The sequence below is a fragment of the Lactobacillus sp. HBUAS51381 genome (assembly GCF_012641095.1).
GTDB lineage: Bacteria > Bacillota > Bacilli > Lactobacillales > Lactobacillaceae > Levilactobacillus.
The window spans coordinates 28399-44696 of sequence record NZ_JAAVSC010000023.1 but is presented as its reverse complement, the minus strand read 5'-3'; the positions used below and the strand labels follow the sequence as shown (position 1 = coordinate 44696).

The following is a 16298-nucleotide window of genomic DNA, read 5'->3' as shown; positions in this document are numbered from 1 at the left end:
TGGGCCTGCGTGATGCCAATCATCCCAACCGTCTTACCGTTGGACTTTTCGCCCTTCGGCGTCAACGTCACGGTCTTTTGGGTCTTACCGCGTTGAATGACCACTTTGGTCGCCTTGTTGGCCCGCGGTTGAATGGCGGTACTCAAAGCCGTCCAATCCTTGGTCTGCTTGCCGTTGACCGACAAGATCTTATCATTCGATTGAATACCGGCCTTTTTGGCAACCGAAACGGGTGAGCTGGCGACTTGGACCTGGTTCGTGCCCATCGCCACGCCACCCTGGACGAACGACATTAACATAAAGGTCACGATTGCCAGGATGATGTTATTCATCGGTCCGGCAAAGTTGGTCATCAAGCGCCGGCCTAGAGATGCCGACTGGAATTGAACGTCCTTAGGCGCAATTTGGAGCTCGGTGCCATCCGTCTCAATGATCGTGGCATTGTGGGCGACCGAATAGCGTTTAACCTCAGATTCATCGCCATTCTCATAACCCTCAACCCAGAGTTCATCCTCCAGATCAGACCCGGTGATTTCCACCGGAATTCCGTTAAATAGCGTGGATTTCTTGCTGGCATTGATGCGTTCAACCTGATCGTTTTTGCCCAAATACAGGCTAACCGGCGTACCGGGTTGAATTTCGTCTTCGTCATCTTCGGCACCGGCCATACGCACGTACCCACCAACGGGTAAGAGCCGAACGGTATAGGTGGTACCGTCCTTCCCCCGCCGATAAAACAGCTTGGGGCCCATACCAATGGAAAATTCTCGGACTAAAATCCCGCCACGTTTAGCAAAGTAAAAATGCCCAAACTCGTGGACAATGACCAGAATCCCAAAGACGATAATAAACGTAATAATCGTTGTAATCACAGCTGTCGTCCCTTCTACTGTTCTCTTAATTGTCGTTTTTCACTGCTACCTAGCATACCCTAACCACCCTAGATGGCGCAAGCGAACAGCAGGCGTTAAATCAACCCAAATAAATGAATGACGGGCAGAACTAACAGTAAACTATCGAACCGGTCTAAAATACCACCATGACCGGGTAAAATCTTGCCGGAGTCCTTGACGCCATAGTACCGTTTCAAAGCGGACTCGACCAAATCACCGAACTGACCCACGATGGAGAAAATCAGCGTCAAAATAATCATCACAACCAGGCTGTAATGACCGATCGGGAAGAAATACCAGAAGACGCTGCCGACGATCGTGGCCACTAATGAGCCCCCAATCGACCCTTCCCAAGTCTTGTTGGGACTGATGTGGGGGGCCAGCTTATGTTTTCCCAGCTTCCGCCCAATCATGTAGGCACCGGAGTCCGTGGTCCAGACGATAAACAACGCGTACAGTAAGGCCACTAGACTCACGGCCCGTGCTGCAACGAAGAAGTGGAACCCAATCCCAATGTACAACATGCTCAGGGTAATCATCCCGGCATCGTCAAAGGAAAAGCGATTCTTGGACACCACCGTCCGCATCAATAAGAGCAGAACGAAGAGATAGACGATATACCACGGGTCAAGGAAATGGGGTAAATCAGCCCACCATCCCTGTGGTGCAATAATGAGAAGAGTTCCCAAACCAGAAATAATGGCTTCCGGACTCACTAATAATTTCTTCCGCATGATCAAAGCTTCTGATAGTGCAACTAACCCCAAAGCAAAGGCCGCGATATCAATCCAGATGTGTCCCGCGACAATAATAGGGATAAAAATAATTAAGGCGACAACCGCCGTAATAACCCGTTGTTTCATTTTACAAACTCCTCAATTCTTCTTATTTTTGATCAGCAGTCGGTGTCAGGCCGCCAAAGCGCCGGTGACGTTGCTGATACGTGTAGATTGCCCGTTCTAGCGTCGTTTGGTCGAAGTCCGGCCAATGTTCCTGCATAAACACAAACTCGCTGTAGGCAACCTGCCAGAGCATAAAGTTCGATAACCGCTCCTCACCACTGGTCCGAATCAGCAGATCGGGATCGGCCAAGTCGGCCAGGTCTCCGGTCATCAGCTCTTGACCAATGGTCTCCGCCGTAATCTCATCGGCGGTTAATTGCCCCGAACGCACCTGTTCGGCCAATCGTTGCGTCGCCGTCACAATTTCGGCCCGGCCGCCATAGTTCAGTGCAAAGTTCAGGACCATTCCCGTACAATCTGCCGTATCGGCAATCGCATCGCGCACCGCCTTTTGCGTGGCGGCCGGCAATTGATCCGTATAGCCCATGACTTTAACCCGAATATTGTTCTTAACGAGGTCGGGCACGAAGGTCCCAAAGAAATCCACCGGCAACTTCATCAGGTAGTTCACTTCGCTTGAGGGTCGCTTCCAATTCTCCGTGGAAAAGGCGTACAACGTCAACACCTTAACGCCCAAATGACTCGCGGCCTTGGCCACCGTCTTCACGGTATTCATCCCCTGCTTATGGCCCGCAATGCGTGGTAAATGTCGCTGTTGCGCCCAACGACCGTTGCCGTCCATAATAATTGCAATGTGGGCGGGAATATTTTGCGCGTCTAACTGGCGCTCTGTGACCTCGCCCGTGGCTTGATCTTTATTTAAAAATGAAAACACTGCGCACCTCCGTTGGTTCTTCATGCTTTTTAAATTTCTACGATAGACTGTTCCGGCCAACGTTGGGCGCGATCACCGCCGCCCTTGCTCACCAAAAAAGGCTCAGTTTATCTCTACAACCTCTCATCATAACAAAAAAAGGACCGGGAAACTATCCCGACCCCCAATTTGCATAAATTCTTTAGGTTTAAGCTGCGATTATTCGATTAACCGCCATTCGCCACGCTTGGCATCAACCAACGTCCCAAAGTAACTCAACAGGTTGTTGGCGTCATCAGCGCTGACTTGGCCTAAGAGGTTCAGACCTTCACCGGTTGGTAATGGATCTGAAAGATCGGTAATCTCATTGCCATTTTCAATTTTGGCCTTCGAGAACGCAACGATCCAGTCATCCCCAATTAATTGGGTCACCACGAAGAACAGGTTGAAGTCATCGCTGACAAAGGCTGGCTGTGCGTACACGCCGTCTTGAATCTGTTCCAACTCGGCCCCGTTGTAGTTCAATACGGAGATATTCTCTGCATTAACCGGGTTGTTCAACCGGAAGACCATCTTCCCAAATTCCTTGGTTCCCGGGGTAATTTCAACGTTATCTTGGTTATTTTGGTTATCTTCTGCCATTTTTAAAGCGCTCCTTACTCAGTTGGATTAGTCCGTTAAGACTTCTTTTTCCTTATCTGCCGCAATCGCATCAACGCCCTTGATGGCCTTGTCCGTCACCTTTTGGACTTGGTCTTCCAAATTGTGAAGATCATCATCGGTGTAGTCACCGTTCTTGTGGCCCTTCTTAACGCTATCCATCGCGTCACGACGGACGTTCCGGACGGCAACCTTGCCTTGTTCGGCCGTGGCCTTGACTTGCTTGGCGATTTCCTTACGCCGCTCTTCGGTCAATTGCGGAATCACTAACCGAATGGCCGTCCCATCGTTGGCTGGCGTGATCCCCACGTCGGATTCCAAGATTCCCTTTTCGATATCTTCGAGCGCGGACTTGTCATACGGTGTCACCATCAAAACCCGTGGTTCTGGAATGGTGATGGAGGCCACTTGGTTCAGTGGTGTTTGGGCACCGTAGTACTCTACCATGACCCGGTTCAAAATACTTGCGTTGGCCCGGCCGGCACGAATTGTTCCCAATTCACGCTTCAAAGCGTCCTCGGCCTTTTTCATCCGGTTCTGTGCATCTGTAATAATTTGATCTGCCATATCTATTTACCCCTAACTGTGGTCCCAATATTCTCGCCTTCAACGACTTTTCGAATGTTGCCACTCTTGTTGAGGTTGAATACGACAAATGGGATGTCATTATCCATCGAAAGTGAACTAGCCGTGGTATCCATCACGTGAAGGCCCTTGTTGATAATGTCCAACTGCGTCAACTGGTCGAACTTAACGGCATCGGGGTCCTTATTCGGATCAGCCGAATAAATCCCGTCGACCCCGTTTTTGGCCATTAAGATCGCATCTGCGTTGATTTCCGCCGCCCGTAAAGCAGCGGTCGTATCCGTCGAGAAGTACGGACTACCTGTGCCCCCGGCAAAGATCACGACGCGTTCCTTTTCCAGATGACGAATCGCCTTGCGCCGAATATACGGTTCGGCAATCTGCCGCATCTCAATAGAAGTCTGAACCCGCGTCGGGACCCCAATCGACTCTAAATTGTCTTGCAAGGCTAACGCGTTCATGATGGTGGCTAACATGCCGATGTAATCAGCTTGTGCACGTTCCATGCCCATCTGTTCACCAGACACGCCACGCCACATGTTACCGCCACCAACCACAATAGCGATTTGAATGCCCAAATTATAGACACTCTTAACCTCTTCCGCTACGGTTTTAATCACCGGCGGATTAATCCCAAAACCCTTGTCGCCGGCCAGAGCCTCACCACTCAGCTTGAGCATAATCCGTTTATACTTTACGTCCGCCATTGTGTTTCCTCCTATTGTATTCTGACAATAATTCTATCATATTCCGGAGACTAGTGATAGTCACGGCACATGAATTACCGTATTTCGCTTAAAAACTCTATTAAAAAAGCGTAGCCTCCCACCGGAATCTACGCTTTTTACTGAAATTAGCCGTTGATTTGGTCGTTAACTTCCTTGGCCAGGTCACTCTTAGGCTTTTCGATGCCTTCGCCAACTTCGTAACGGACAAAGGTTACTAACTTGCCACCCTTGCTAGCCACAAATTGACCGACAGTTTGGTCGCCATCCTTAACGAATGGTTGGTCAGCTAAGCTGATTTCGGATAAGAACTTGTGCAGACGGCCTTCGACCATCTTTTCAACGATCTTTTCAGGCTTGCCTTCGTTCAAAGCTTCTTGCTTCAGAACTTCACGTTCGTGTGCCAAGCGATCGGCTGGAATGTCGTCCTTAGAAACGAATTCTGGGTTGATTGCGGCAACGTGCATTGCAACGTCCTTAGCAGTCGCTTCATCAGCACCGTCTAAGACAACAACCGCAGCGATTTGGCCGCCTTGGTGTAAGTAAGCACCAAAGACTTGGCTGTCGGTCTTCTTCACAACGGCAAAACGACGTAATTGGACGTTTTCACTCGTGACTTGTGTCGTCTTAACGATGGCTTCGTTAACCGTTTCGCCATCAGCCGTCTTCAAGGCTAAAGCGGCGTCCAAGTCAGCGGGTTGTTGGTCGGCAATCGTGTTAGCTACCGTGTCAACCAAGGCGTTGAACGTGTCGTTCGTCGCCACGAAGTCGGTTTCGGAGTTCACTTCGATGATGGCCGCGGTGTTGCCCGCAACCTTCACGCGTGCTAAACCGTTAGCAGCGACGTTGCCACTCTTCTTCTTCGCCTTTGCAATCCCCTTTTCACGCAGGAAATCGATGGCCTTGTCCGTGTCACCGTCAGAGGCAACGAGGGCCTTCTTAGCATCCATCATCCCAACTTGGGTCTTATCCCGTAATTCTTTAACTTGTGCCGCAGTGATTTTGCTTGCCATGTGTAATGGCCTCCTTTTATTAATGCATCTATTTCCGCAAAAAAGACTGACTCAATCTCAGGCCATTATCGGTCCTAAACATTAAGCCAGCCTAAGGTGCTTTAAATCTTATATTTGGAAAGTGTCAAAACGGACACCTTGCATTTAATTACTTGTTGTCGCCTTCAACGGCGTTAACGATGTCTTCCATCGAGTTGTCAGAAGCAGGCTTGTCGCCCTTCTTGTCAGCTGACTTCTTGCCTTCGAAAGTCTTTTCGTCAACTTGGTCTTCACCCTGACGGCCTTCAACGATAGCGTCAGCCATCTTAGAAGTGATCAGACGAACGGCACGGATAGCGTCATCGTTAGATGGGATAACCACGTCAATTTCGTCTGGGTCAGTGTTCGTATCAACCATCGCAACGATCGGAATGTTCAACTTTTGTGCTTCGTGAACAGCGATTTGTTCCTTGCGAGGGTCAACGATGAACATAACGTCAGGCAACTTAGGCATATCTTCGATACCGCCTAAGAACCGTTCCAACTTGTCTTGAGACTTCTTAAGTAAGGAAACTTCCTTCTTAGGAAGAACATCAAAAGTCCCATCGGTTGCCATCTTCTTCAGATCTTTAAGACGCTTGATCCGCGTTTGGATGGTTTCCCAGTTGGTCAAAGTCCCACCTAACCAACGGTGGTTAACGTAGAATTGGCCAGCACGGGTAGCTTCTTCTTCGATAGAATCTTGCGCTTGCTTCTTAGTCCCAACAAACAGAACAACGGCGCCCTTAGCAGCTTCGTCCTTCATGTAGTTGTAAGCAGCGTCAATCAACTTCACCGTCTTTTGTAAGTCGATGATGTAGATACCGTTACGTTCCGTAAAGATGTATTGCTTCATCTTTGGGTTCCAACGACGGGTTTGGTGACCAAAGTGGACACCGGCTTCGAGCAGTTGTTTCATTGAAATAACAGCCATGATAAAATGCCTCCAAATAGTTTTTGATTTCCTCCCCCACGCTCAATTGACCCGAGAACTCGCAAGCGAGCACCCCTCAGACCATCACGCGAGGTGTGAATTGGCGCATACGCACCGAAAGTTATTATACAAAACTACGCGCGCTAACACAAGGAAAAATTGCAAAAAGCGCCAATTACTGCAAAACTCGCCACGGGTTCGCTAGTCCACCGTGGGGCTGACCGGCCGCCTTTGGCAATCGCGCCGGCACCTGCTTAACCACCCCAATCATCAAATGTACGTTGCTTTTATTTCTCGTTATGGTAAACTGCTTAGGCATAACTGAGGAGGAACCGACTATGATTAAAGCGGTCGTCTTCGATGTCGATGACACGCTCTATGATCAAAAAGCGCCCTTCGAGGCCGCGCTTGCGCCGATTTTAAATTTATCGCAGGACTTTGATCTTAATTTGACCTTTCAGACTTACCGCCAACAAAGCGCTGAGGCATACGCTCAAGTGGCTAACGGCCAGTGGTCGCACCAGGAAATGGCCGTTAAGCGGCTCAATACCGCACTTTTAGCACAACAGTTGCCCCCCGTGGATACCGATTCCGCGTTAGACTTTCAACGCGCCTACACGACTGGGTTACGTCAGATTAAATTATTTCCCGGGCTGGAAACGGCCCTGGACCAGCTGAGTACCCAATATCAACTGGGGATTATCACGAATGGCCGGACTGACTCACAATTGGCAAAGGTCATGCAACTTCAGATGCATCGGTGGATGACTAGGGAAGCCATCGTCACGTCAGAGGAAGTGGGCCTGGCCAAACCGGACCCCAAGATCTTCACGCTAATGAACCGTAAGCTTAACTTACGGGCGAGTGAAGTGGCCTACGTTGGGGATAACTACAGTATGGACGTCAAGGGGGCTAAGCAGGCTGGTTGGCATGCCTTTTGGTTCAACCACCGTAACTTAGAAATTCCTGACCGCCAGTGGATTCCCGATCAAACCGTGACGGATTCTTACGAACTCCAGGACCTGCTGCTGGCCCTTACCGTGGCCTATTCAGAAGCTTAATCGTTCCCTGTATAAAAAAGAGGAGTCGCGCAGTCGCGCGGCTCCTCTTTTGGCGTTCGGTCGGCTAAAAGGCCACTTCATTTTCGGCCTTACCCGTCTCAATCAATTGTTTATTATTATTCAATGCGAATTGGACCATGTTCTTGACGGCCGTGCGGGTGTAAAAGGCGATATGTGGGCTAACCAGCACGTTCTCCCGTTTCAACAGGTTCTTCAACCGTTCATCCGGAATGGCGTCGAAGCTCCCGAAGTCGGCGTTAAAGATCCCCACCTCATCCTCGTAGACATCCAGAGCCGCGCCAGCAACCTTGCCACTATCGAGCGCCCGAATCAACGCATCGGTGTCAATCAAGGCCCCCCGTGCGGGATTCAAGATCCACACGCCGTCTTTCATCTTGCCAAAGCTCTCGTCATTCAGCATGTGGGTGTTGTCCTTCGTTGCCGGGGCATGTAGCGAGATGACATCGGCCTGGGCATAGAGTTCATCCATCGTATCCACGTAGATGCCTTGCTTCTCTAGTTCCGGATTGTGGAAGACATCGTAAGCAATCACCTTAGCACCAAAGCCTTGATAGATCTTCATAGCCGCACGGCCAATCCGACCGGTAGCAACCACCCCGACCGTCATCGAATTAAGCTCATCGGCAATGTCAGGTGCCCACCGCAAGTCACCGTTGGCCTGTTTACGATCAAACGTTGGCGTCCGCCGCAATAACCGCATTAATTGGGTAACGGTAAATTCGGCGATGGCTTCTGGGGAATAAGCCGGCACGTTGGTGACCTTGAACCCATTGCGTTTAACCGCATCCGCGTCCACATTATCGACGCCGACGTTTCGTAAGGACAGGTTCGTCACACCATTTGCCGCCAACTTATCGAGGACCGCTGCCGTATAGGGCTTCTGCTGGTAGACGACCGCACCGTCATATCCCTTAGCGAGGTCGACCGTGGACTCGTCCAATAACGTACCGACTGCTTTCACGTCGATCCTCTGATCCTGGGACCATTCTTCTAAGTAAGGACGTTCATCGTCACGAATACCATAAGCAATAATTTTCACAATAAGTTCCTCCTTCGCTTGTCTGAAAAACAGGATTGACTATCCGCCATCAGTGTACCATAGTCGTGACTATTTCAGGGTGAAAACGCTTATTTTTCTAGGGAAACGCCCTGCAATTTTAGAAACTGAAGCTTCTTCTGTCGCGATTGATGCTTAAACGCCCATTCCGCGTGAAGGGCGTCGTGTTTGCTCGTAAATGCCTGACTAAATAACACCTTAATGGGCCGGTGAACCTTCGTGTATTTGGCACCCTTACCGGCCAAGTGGGTGGCAAATCGTTTGGCAACATCCGTGGTAAATCCGCCATACAACGACTGGTCCGCACAGAGCAGCACATAAAAATAATAGGTCTTAGTCTCTGCCATACAGTAACGCCTTCACTTCTGGGGTATAGTCACCCCGTTGATCATACACCGTTAAGGGTGCAAGGAACCGTAGTCCGCCCGGCTTACCGTCCTTGATAGCCTCGACCAACACCATATTGGCCTCCTTACCCGGCTTGGGGTGCACCAGTCGAATGCGTTTGGGCGCTAGGCGATGGGTCGCCATCAGGTCGAGAAGCTGTAGGAGCCGGTCCGGGCGATGGACGAAATAAGCCTTGCCATTCATCTTGAGCAGGCCGCTGGTCGTGGCTACAACGGTTGCCAGATCCGTGGTAATCTCATGACGGGCAATCGCTAGATATTGGTTAGGATTCTTCTGACTGTCCGGTAAATCCGCGAAGTACGGCGGGTTACAGGTCACCACATCCACCGAATCCTTGGGAATCCACCGATTCACCTGCGCCAGGTCCCCCTCGTAAACGGTCATGCGGTCGTCCAGGTGGTTCAACGCCACACTTCGCCGGGCCATATCGGCCAATCGCGGCTGAATCTCGACCTCGGCAATTCTGCCACGGGTCTGATGACTCATGAAGAGGCCCACCGCCCCGTTGCCCGCGCATAGATCAACGGTCTGACTGGTCTGCCGTGGTGGAAGTTTGGCAAAAGCCGCCAACAGCACGGCGTCGAGGGAAAAGGCAAAGACCTCGGGACTCTGAATGATTTGGATATCTTGACTGTACAGCTGGTCAATTCGTTCGCCTGACTTTAATTCTGGGGTTGTCACACGCCCCACCTTCTTTCATTTTTCGTTAAGATTACTTGCAACCCCCGCCGTTTTTTTGCATACTAGATTCATTGAGAAACACTGCGAGAGGAGCACAACCTATGTTTTATTCGTTTCTGCGGAACGTTATCCGCGTTATCCTATTTATCGTAAACGGTAAGGCGAAATACCTCAACCGTGAAAAATTACCCGACGGCCCCTACGTATTGGTCGGCCCACACCGAACCTGGTTTGACCCCGTCTACTTTGCGTTGGCGGCCAGTCCCCGTAAGTTTAGCTTCATGGCCAAAGAAGAGCTGTTCCAAAACTCCATTTTCCGATGGCTGCTCTACCATGTCAATGGTTTTTCGGTAAATCGTGATCATCCGGGCCCTTCGGCGATCAAAACACCCGTGCGGATCTTACGGAAAGGTGAGCTTTCCTTGATCATGTTCCCCTCTGGTTCTCGGCACTCCCAGGAACTCAAGGGGGGCGCGGCCGTCATTGCCAAGATGGCCAAGGTGCCGCTGGTTCCCGCCGTCTACCAAGGCCCACTGACCTTCAAGCGTCTGTTCTCCAGAAAGCGTGTCACGGTGGCCTTCGGTGATCCCATTACCATCGACCGCAAGCTAAAACTCGACGAAGCCGGCCAAGCCGACATTGAACAACAAATGCAAGCGGCCTTCAATGCGTTGGACAAGCAGATCAACCCCAACTTTGAATACGTCGATGTCACTGGAAAAAAGGAACAAGAACACCACGACTAATCATAAAAGACCGGTGCCCCCTATCAATTGGCGATAGGGGCACCGGTCTTTTTGCGCTTTGTGGTGACCCAAAAGTAATCGCGGGGTCACCTCATTAATTCACTTTTTCGCCAAATCATGCAACAAAATCCGGTGAAAAATCATTAGTAATAAGTGAGGACTATTTTTTACGATTGTCGTTTCAACTTAAACGATAGAAGAAAACCCAGCAGTGCCATGAGAAAGGCGATGAGAAACGAGAACCAGTAGCCCTGATTAAGCTGCGCGGTGGTCGTCAAATGGCTGGCCGCACCCTGATGCGTGCCAAACGCCACAAACATCATCAGGACAGCAGTTCCCAACGACCCGGCAATCTGTCGTACGGTCGAGGATGCGGCGTTGCCGTGCACGGACAATTCTTCTGGTAAGGCGTTCAGTCCCGCCGTAAAAGTCGGCATCATCACCGTGGCAACACCCACAACCCGAAAGGCATAGGCCCCGGCCACAATGATCAGACTCGTGTGTGCAGTGAAGAAGAGCATGGGCAGGGTTCCCAAAGCAATGATGGCAAAACCAATCAATGAGATCGGCCGAATACCGAACCGATCATACAGCTTCCCCGATATTGGACTAATCAACCCTTCCAACAAGGCTCCCGGTAAGAGGACTAGACCAGACATCAATGCGGACAAACCCTGAACCCGCTGCAGATAGAGTGGTAACACCAATTCCACCCCCAACAGAGCAATGTTACTCAAGGCACTCAGCCCCGTCGTCAACGTAAACAGCTTATTCTTAAAGACGCGCAAGTTCACCAACGGTTGGGTCAAATTGAGCTGGCGTTTGCCGAAGAAGACTAGAATGATGCACCCAATCAGCAGGCTAACCCCACTCGTCAGTGTCAACGCACCAGCGTTACCAATGGCGGAAAACCCATAGAGAATGGCCGCGAATCCCAGTGACGATTCGACCAGCGATAGCCAATCGACGCGACTATTTTCTGAAACCATCACCGGTCGCACATAGCCGATTGCCGCAATCAATAGCACGATTACTAGTGGGATGAGCACCCCAGAAAGCCAAGGTAACCCCCAACGATCAATGACCCAGCCCCCAATTGTGGGACCCAACTCCGGACCAAAGGCCACGACGAGTCCAATCACCCCCATTACCGTTCCCCGTTGTTTTTGCGGGTAAAGCATCAGAACCACATTTTGGATTAACGGAATCATGGACCCCGCCGCAATGGCTTGAATCAACCGACCAATCAACAGCCACGTGAAAGACGTCGCCCAAAAGCCACAGATACACCCGATCAGGAAGATCCCCGTTAGAGTTAGGAACGTCTTTTGCGTATCAAATCGGTGAAATAACCAAGCCGAAATAGGAATCATCAACCCGGCCACCAGCTGGTAGCCCGTACTGACCCACTGTGCGGTCGACTGGGTGACGCCGTAAGTCCGAATGATGGTGGGTAATGCATTGTTGAAAAAGGTTTCCGTCAGTAGCATGGTGAAGGCACCAACGAGGAGAACCCCCAGCATCCGATTGCGTTTCCGAATAGTAGAATTAATTGTAATCATTGAATCGCTCCTTTTTTGTAGCTAGCTACACTTTTGCTTAAAAATAATAGCCTCATCGAAGAGGCTATGCGTTCTTCATGGTGGTAAGCATCGTGGTCACCATCCGTTGTAATGCCTGTTGGTCGGTGGCGGATAAATTCCGAACCAGTTTCTGTTCCATATGGGCGACTGGTTGTTGAATCTGTTGAAAATGTTCGGCCATGAAGGTCCGTCCTTGCGACGTTAAATTCAATGTCACCTGTCGCTGATCGGCTTGCCCCGGTGTTGTCTGTAGCAAGCCAGTTGCCACCAACCGCTTCACAATTCCTCGGGTCGTTGGATGGCTCAAACGAAGCCTGGTCTCGATCTGCTTTTGGGTGAGCGCCTCTCCCGTATTCGAATAGACTTTAACCAAAACAGCAACCTGCGTCCCGGTCAGGGCAATACCAAGGGCCTTGAGATCACTGTTCATTTCCTTTTCAATCGCAATATTGAGCATCTTTAACTGCTGCACCAAACCATTGGTAAAGAAATCCGTTGTCATACTGTTTATCCTCCTCACATTTATGTAGTATGCTACATAAATGTGTGAAAAGCAAGTCGTTTAGAATCAAATTTCTAAATTTTGCGTGAAAAAAGGTGCGCCGTCAGCATCAACGACGCACCCTCTTAAATTTATAAATCCCAGCAATATTGGCCTTACTCTGCCGCATGCGCCGCATTTTGCAGCTGAATCATGTCGTAGTAATACCCTTGCTTTTGCATCAATTCATCGTTGGTCCCACGCTCGACAATTCGGCCGTGATTCAAAACCAGAATCAGGTCGGCGTTTTGAATGGTCGACAGCCGGTGAGCGATGGCAATTGTTGTCCGGTTTTCCTGAATACGTGACAGTCCAGTCTGAATCATCGTCTCCGTCTCGGTATCCACGTTGGCCGTCGCCTCATCTAGGATCAAAATCTTAGGATCGGTGACCACGGTCCGGGCAAATGTAATGAGTTGCCGTTGGCCGGCCGAATACTCCGTCCCCCGTTCCAGTACGGGCGTTGCGTAGCCTTGTGGCAACTGATCGATAAAGTCATCCGCTTGAACGAAGTGTGCCGCTTGATGAACCTGCGCATCGGAAATGTTGGTGTTAAACATCCGAATATTGGTCTGAATGTCACCGTAGAACAGTTGAGGTTCCTGTAAAACCAGTCCCATCTTCGACCGCAATTCCTCGGCCGGATAGTCGCGAATATCGCGGTCATCGATGAGGACTTCGCCGGACTGAAACTCGTAAAATCGCATCAACACATTAATTGTTGACGTCTTTCCGGATCCCGTTTGCCCCACTAAGGCCACCGTTTGGCCAGGTTCGGCCACGAAGGAGACGTCCTTCAAGACGGGATGTTCCTGGTCATAGGCAAAGGTCACGTGACGAAATTCAACCTTCCCGCGCGTAATCTTCGCGTCAGCCACCGGATGCTGAGCTGGGGCTAACGTTTGGTCATCGACCACGCGCAAGACCCGTGAGCCCGCAACCATCCCATTTTGAAAGTCGCTCAGACTATCCATCATGTTACTCATGGGGCTGTAGAAGTTGTTCAGATAGGTAATAAACGCGTAAATAACCCCGGCGGCCACGACCTCGTGGAGACCCCGAAGGCCGAAGATACTCAGGACAATTACGGTACCCAGCGCGTAGAACAGGTTGATGATGGGACTCAATAGCAGTGAATTCGTCCGAATCATGGCCTTACGCGTGTCATAGTACGCCTGATTTGTGGTCTCAAAGTTGGCCGCTGTCCGCCGTTCTTGACGGAACTCCTGAATGACACTGATCCCGGTAATGGCCTCGGCCAGCTTAGTATTTAGCTCACTGAGGCGTTCCCGCATGCGGCGATAAACCTTGGAACTATACCGTTGATAGTACCAGATTGTCACACCCAGAAACGGAACCAATACCAGCGTCCACAATGCCACCGTCACGTCGGTGAAATACATCGCAATGAACGATGAAATGACCGCAAAGATGGCCAGAATCAGCGTATTCAGTAGTGCCCAGAAGTTGGAGAACGTCATGGTATCGTTCATCAGTCGTGACAGGATGGACCCGCCCGGCGTTTGGTCGAAGTACCGCATCCCCTTGCCATGTAACTGGCTAAAGAGCTGTCGCCGGACATTTTCCAACATATACTCGGCGCCCATCGTGCTGGTGTAGTTCTGCCAAAATTGCATTGAGGCGCGCATCAGCATGCCAAAGAAGTACAGGCCGGCAAAGAGCCACATGATGACGATGGTGGCATTGCCAGCGCGCAGATACCGGTCCATATACATCTGCAACAACCAGGGCAGGAAAACGTTAATGCCACTAATCAGCGCCGACAGGATAATCGAGCCAATGAAGAACCACTTATAGGGTGCCGCAAACTTCAGCAGGCGTTTGATGACCGTCCACTGTTCTCTGGTCGTCATGCTATGGGCCCAAGCCGATTCATGCTTATCCGTCATCGCGAACGCCTCCCTTCACTTGCGTTTCAAGCTGTTGTTGTTCAAACATCCGTTGATACCAACCATGAGCCGCCATCAATTGCTCGTGCGTCCCGCGTTCGACGACCCGGCCCTGATCAAGTACCAGAATCTCATCGGCGCCCATGACAGAGCTCAACCGGTGTGCCGAAATAATCGTCGTCTTGTTGGCCCGTTCGGCCTTGAGGTTGGTTAAGATTTCAGCTTCCGTCTCGGCATCCACCGCCGACAACGCATCGTCCAAAATCAACAGTTCTGGGTTAATCAGGAGCGCCCGGGCAATCGCCATCCGCTGACGTTGGCCGCCGGATAGTGAAATTCCTTCTTCCCCCACCTGTGTATCGTAACCATCGGGTAGCTGAGCAATCTGCCCCGCCAGATCACTCTTTGCCGCGGCGTCCTCGACTTCGGCCTGCGTGGCATCGGGTTTGGCAAAGCGGATATTTTCAAAGATATTCGATGAGAACAAGAAGCTTTCCTGTGGGACGTAACCGATGGCCGGCAAGTAACTATCCAACGCGTAGTCCTTAATGGGATGCCCGCCGAAGCGAATCTCGCCATCGTACGCGTCAAACTCCCGGAGAATCAACTTCATAATCGTGGACTTCCCAGCACCGACACGCCCGACAATTCCCAGCGTCTTGCCCGCCTGCAGGTCGAAGTCGATCTGCTGGAGACTGGCTCCGGCATCGTCCGGATAGTCAAAGCGCTTGACGTGGTAGCTCAGCGTCCCCGTTGGCCGTACCTTTAGACCGTTGACCCGGTCAATGATGTGGGTCTTTTGATTCAGTAGCTCCATGACCCGGTCGTAACTGGCATTGCCCCGTTCCATGGTGTTAAAGAGCATCCCCACGGCAAACATCGGCCACACCATCATTGCCAGGTAACTGATGAAGGACACCAGATTCCCAATTGTAATGACGTTATGGGTGACAAACAGCCCCCCCAGGACGATCGTCGCGACATAGGAAAACGAGATCACCAGGGTAATCGCGGGATCAAACAGGGAATCCAACCGGTTTACCCGGCGGTTAATCTTGATGGTCTGCGCCACCTGCTGGTCGAAATCCGCAACATCGTCGTCCTCTTGTCCCAGTGCTTTGATCACCTTGATCCCACTGATACTTTCCTGTGCCTTGTTATTGAGGCGTGAAAAGGCGGCCTGTGAGGCGCCGAATGCGCGGTGAATCCGCTGTCCCAAAAACCAGGAGATAACGGCGAGAAACGGAAAGGGAATGATGGCAATAATCGTCAGCCGCCAGTCAATCAGCGTCATCATGGCAATCAGCGTGGTGCCGCCGGTAATGATTGCATCGGCAAACTGGAGAATCCCCCCGCCGGCGACCCGTTGTACGGCTTCGAGGTCGTTGGTCGCATGGGCCATGAGGTCCCCGGTCCGGTAATGTTGATAGAATTCTCGGTCCATCAGCATAAAGTGATTAAACAACCGATTCCGGAGCAGTTGTTCAAGGTGGGCGGCCCCACCCCAAATGGCATTTCGCCAGAGATAACGCGTGGCGTACTGCCCTAACGCAGCCAGGGTGACAAAGGCTAAGTCAATGAGGAGTACCCGCCCCGTCATGGTTTGCCCGTGAATACCGTCGACCATGTTCCCAATGATCCGCGGTGGAATAATAGCGATGATGGCCGTTAATAACAGACCGATCACCCCAACCAGGTAGGTTCGCCATTCCAAGCGAAAATACCAGGCCAGTTTACGAAAAATACTCACGAACGTCCCCTCCTTTAAATTAAAATATGATTAAATTGTAACAGACTTTCCAATTT

At 50.9% G+C, this 16298-nt stretch carries 17 protein-coding genes; 2 read left to right on the top strand and 15 right to left on the bottom strand.

Features of this window, described 5'->3' with window-relative positions; all coding sequences use genetic code 11:
* The 8 genes from rseP to rpsB all read right to left on the bottom strand — a co-directional run.
* Positions 1-872 (bottom strand): RIP metalloprotease RseP (gene rseP, locus HEQ50_RS08835; RefSeq protein ID WP_168900155.1); only part of this gene is annotated, 872 nt, incomplete at its 3' end.
* Between the two features lie 95 nt (positions 873-967).
* Positions 968-1756: a phosphatidate cytidylyltransferase gene (locus HEQ50_RS08830; RefSeq protein ID WP_168900154.1), complete on the bottom strand. Its 789-nt coding sequence runs from the start codon at positions 1754-1756 to the stop codon at positions 968-970.
* A 22-nt stretch (positions 1757-1778) separates the two neighbouring features.
* Positions 1779-2570, bottom strand: coding sequence for an isoprenyl transferase (locus HEQ50_RS08825; protein WP_168900153.1), 792 nt, complete (start codon positions 2568-2570; stop codon positions 1779-1781).
* 198 nt (positions 2571-2768) lie between these two features.
* Complete coding sequence (locus tag HEQ50_RS08820) at positions 2769-3191, bottom strand: hypothetical protein (RefSeq protein ID WP_168900152.1); 423 nt, start codon at positions 3189-3191, stop codon at positions 2769-2771.
* A gap of 27 nt (positions 3192-3218) precedes the next feature.
* Positions 3219-3776: a ribosome recycling factor gene (gene frr / locus HEQ50_RS08815; protein ID WP_168900151.1), complete on the bottom strand. Its 558-nt coding sequence runs from the start codon at positions 3774-3776 to the stop codon at positions 3219-3221.
* Positions 3777-3778: 2 nt separating this feature from the next.
* On the bottom strand, positions 3779-4501 hold the full coding sequence (gene pyrH / locus HEQ50_RS08810; protein WP_168849012.1) for a UMP kinase: 723 nt from the start codon (positions 4499-4501) through the stop codon (positions 3779-3781).
* Positions 4502-4647: 146 nt separating this feature from the next.
* Entirely contained in the window at positions 4648-5532 is an 885-nt protein-coding gene (gene tsf, locus HEQ50_RS08805; protein WP_168900150.1) for a translation elongation factor Ts, read from the bottom strand.
* Between the two features lie 148 nt (positions 5533-5680).
* Positions 5681-6484 carry a 30S ribosomal protein S2 gene (rpsB, locus tag HEQ50_RS08800; protein ID WP_168900149.1) on the bottom strand — a complete coding sequence of 268 codons (804 nt, stop codon included), beginning with the start codon at positions 6482-6484 and terminating at the stop codon, positions 5681-5683.
* Between the two features lie 338 nt (positions 6485-6822).
* On the opposite strand from rpsB, the gene HEQ50_RS08795 reads away from it, so the two are divergent.
* Complete coding sequence (locus HEQ50_RS08795; protein ID WP_168900148.1) at positions 6823-7545, top strand: HAD family hydrolase; 723 nt, start codon at positions 6823-6825, stop codon at positions 7543-7545.
* Between the two features lie 64 nt (positions 7546-7609).
* On the opposite strand, the gene HEQ50_RS08790 is transcribed toward HEQ50_RS08795, so the two are convergent.
* From HEQ50_RS08790 to HEQ50_RS08780, 3 genes are all read right to left on the bottom strand, one after another.
* On the bottom strand, positions 7610-8605 hold the full coding sequence (locus tag HEQ50_RS08790; RefSeq protein ID WP_168900147.1) for a D-2-hydroxyacid dehydrogenase: 996 nt from the start codon (positions 8603-8605) through the stop codon (positions 7610-7612).
* A gap of 89 nt (positions 8606-8694) precedes the next feature.
* On the bottom strand, positions 8695-8970 hold the full coding sequence (locus HEQ50_RS08785) for a GIY-YIG nuclease family protein (RefSeq protein ID WP_168900146.1): 276 nt from the start codon (positions 8968-8970) through the stop codon (positions 8695-8697).
* Positions 8957-9712: a tRNA1(Val) (adenine(37)-N6)-methyltransferase gene (locus HEQ50_RS08780; RefSeq protein WP_168900145.1), complete on the bottom strand. Its 756-nt coding sequence runs from the start codon at positions 9710-9712 to the stop codon at positions 8957-8959. The genes HEQ50_RS08785 and HEQ50_RS08780 overlap by 14 nt, the downstream gene beginning before the upstream one ends.
* 101 nt (positions 9713-9813) lie before the next feature.
* Between HEQ50_RS08780 and HEQ50_RS08775 the strand changes: the two genes are divergently transcribed.
* Entirely contained in the window at positions 9814-10458 is a 645-nt protein-coding gene (locus tag HEQ50_RS08775) for a 1-acyl-sn-glycerol-3-phosphate acyltransferase (protein ID WP_168900144.1), read from the top strand.
* A 167-nt stretch (positions 10459-10625) separates the two neighbouring features.
* Here HEQ50_RS08775 and HEQ50_RS08770 read toward each other — a convergent pair whose 3' ends face one another.
* From HEQ50_RS08770 to HEQ50_RS08755, 4 genes are all read right to left on the bottom strand, one after another.
* The gene (locus tag HEQ50_RS08770) at positions 10626-12020 is read right to left on the bottom strand and encodes an MDR family MFS transporter (protein WP_168900143.1); all 1395 of its coding nucleotides are present in this window, start codon (positions 12018-12020) and stop codon (positions 10626-10628) included.
* A gap of 64 nt (positions 12021-12084) precedes the next feature.
* Positions 12085-12543 (bottom strand): MarR family winged helix-turn-helix transcriptional regulator, encoded by a 459-nt coding sequence (locus HEQ50_RS08765; protein ID WP_168900142.1) that lies wholly within the window; start codon positions 12541-12543, stop codon positions 12085-12087.
* Positions 12544-12698: 155 nt separating this feature from the next.
* Entirely contained in the window at positions 12699-14492 is a 1794-nt protein-coding gene (locus HEQ50_RS08760; RefSeq protein WP_168900141.1) for an ABC transporter ATP-binding protein, read from the bottom strand.
* A complete protein-coding gene (locus HEQ50_RS08755) occupies positions 14482-16242 on the bottom strand; it encodes an ABC transporter ATP-binding protein (protein WP_168900140.1) in 1761 nt (586 codons plus the stop codon). Before HEQ50_RS08755 ends, HEQ50_RS08760 begins: the two co-directional genes overlap by 11 nt.
* Positions 16243-16298: the final 56 nt, after the last annotated feature.

Bases quoted from the DNA above. Each gene is read 5' to 3' on its own strand.
- HEQ50_RS08770 (WP_168900143.1), bottom strand. From the start codon at position 12,020: ATGATTACAATTAATTCTACTATTCGGAAACGCAATCGGATGCTGGGG.
- rpsB (WP_168900149.1), bottom strand. From the start codon at position 6,484: ATGGCTGTTATTTCAATGAAACAACTGCTCGAAGCCGGTGTCCACTTT.
- frr (WP_168900151.1), bottom strand. From the start codon at position 3,776: ATGGCAGATCAAATTATTACAGATGCACAGAACCGGATGAAAAAGGCC.
- HEQ50_RS08775 (WP_168900144.1), top strand. From the start codon at position 9,814: ATGTTTTATTCGTTTCTGCGGAACGTTATCCGCGTTATCCTATTTATC.
- HEQ50_RS08765 (WP_168900142.1), bottom strand. From the start codon at position 12,543: ATGACAACGGATTTCTTTACCAATGGTTTGGTGCAGCAGTTAAAGATG.
- pyrH (WP_168849012.1), bottom strand. From the start codon at position 4,501: ATGGCGGACGTAAAGTATAAACGGATTATGCTCAAGCTGAGTGGTGAG.
- HEQ50_RS08830 (WP_168900154.1), bottom strand. From the start codon at position 1,756: ATGAAACAACGGGTTATTACGGCGGTTGTCGCCTTAATTATTTTTATC.
- HEQ50_RS08820 (WP_168900152.1), bottom strand. From the start codon at position 3,191: ATGGCAGAAGATAACCAAAATAACCAAGATAACGTTGAAATTACCCCG.
- HEQ50_RS08785 (WP_168900146.1), bottom strand. From the start codon at position 8,970: ATGGCAGAGACTAAGACCTATTATTTTTATGTGCTGCTCTGTGCGGAC.
- HEQ50_RS08760 (WP_168900141.1), bottom strand. From the start codon at position 14,492: ATGACGGATAAGCATGAATCGGCTTGGGCCCATAGCATGACGACCAGA.
- HEQ50_RS08795 (WP_168900148.1), top strand. From the start codon at position 6,823: ATGATTAAAGCGGTCGTCTTCGATGTCGATGACACGCTCTATGATCAA.
- tsf (WP_168900150.1), bottom strand. From the start codon at position 5,532: ATGGCAAGCAAAATCACTGCGGCACAAGTTAAAGAATTACGGGATAAG.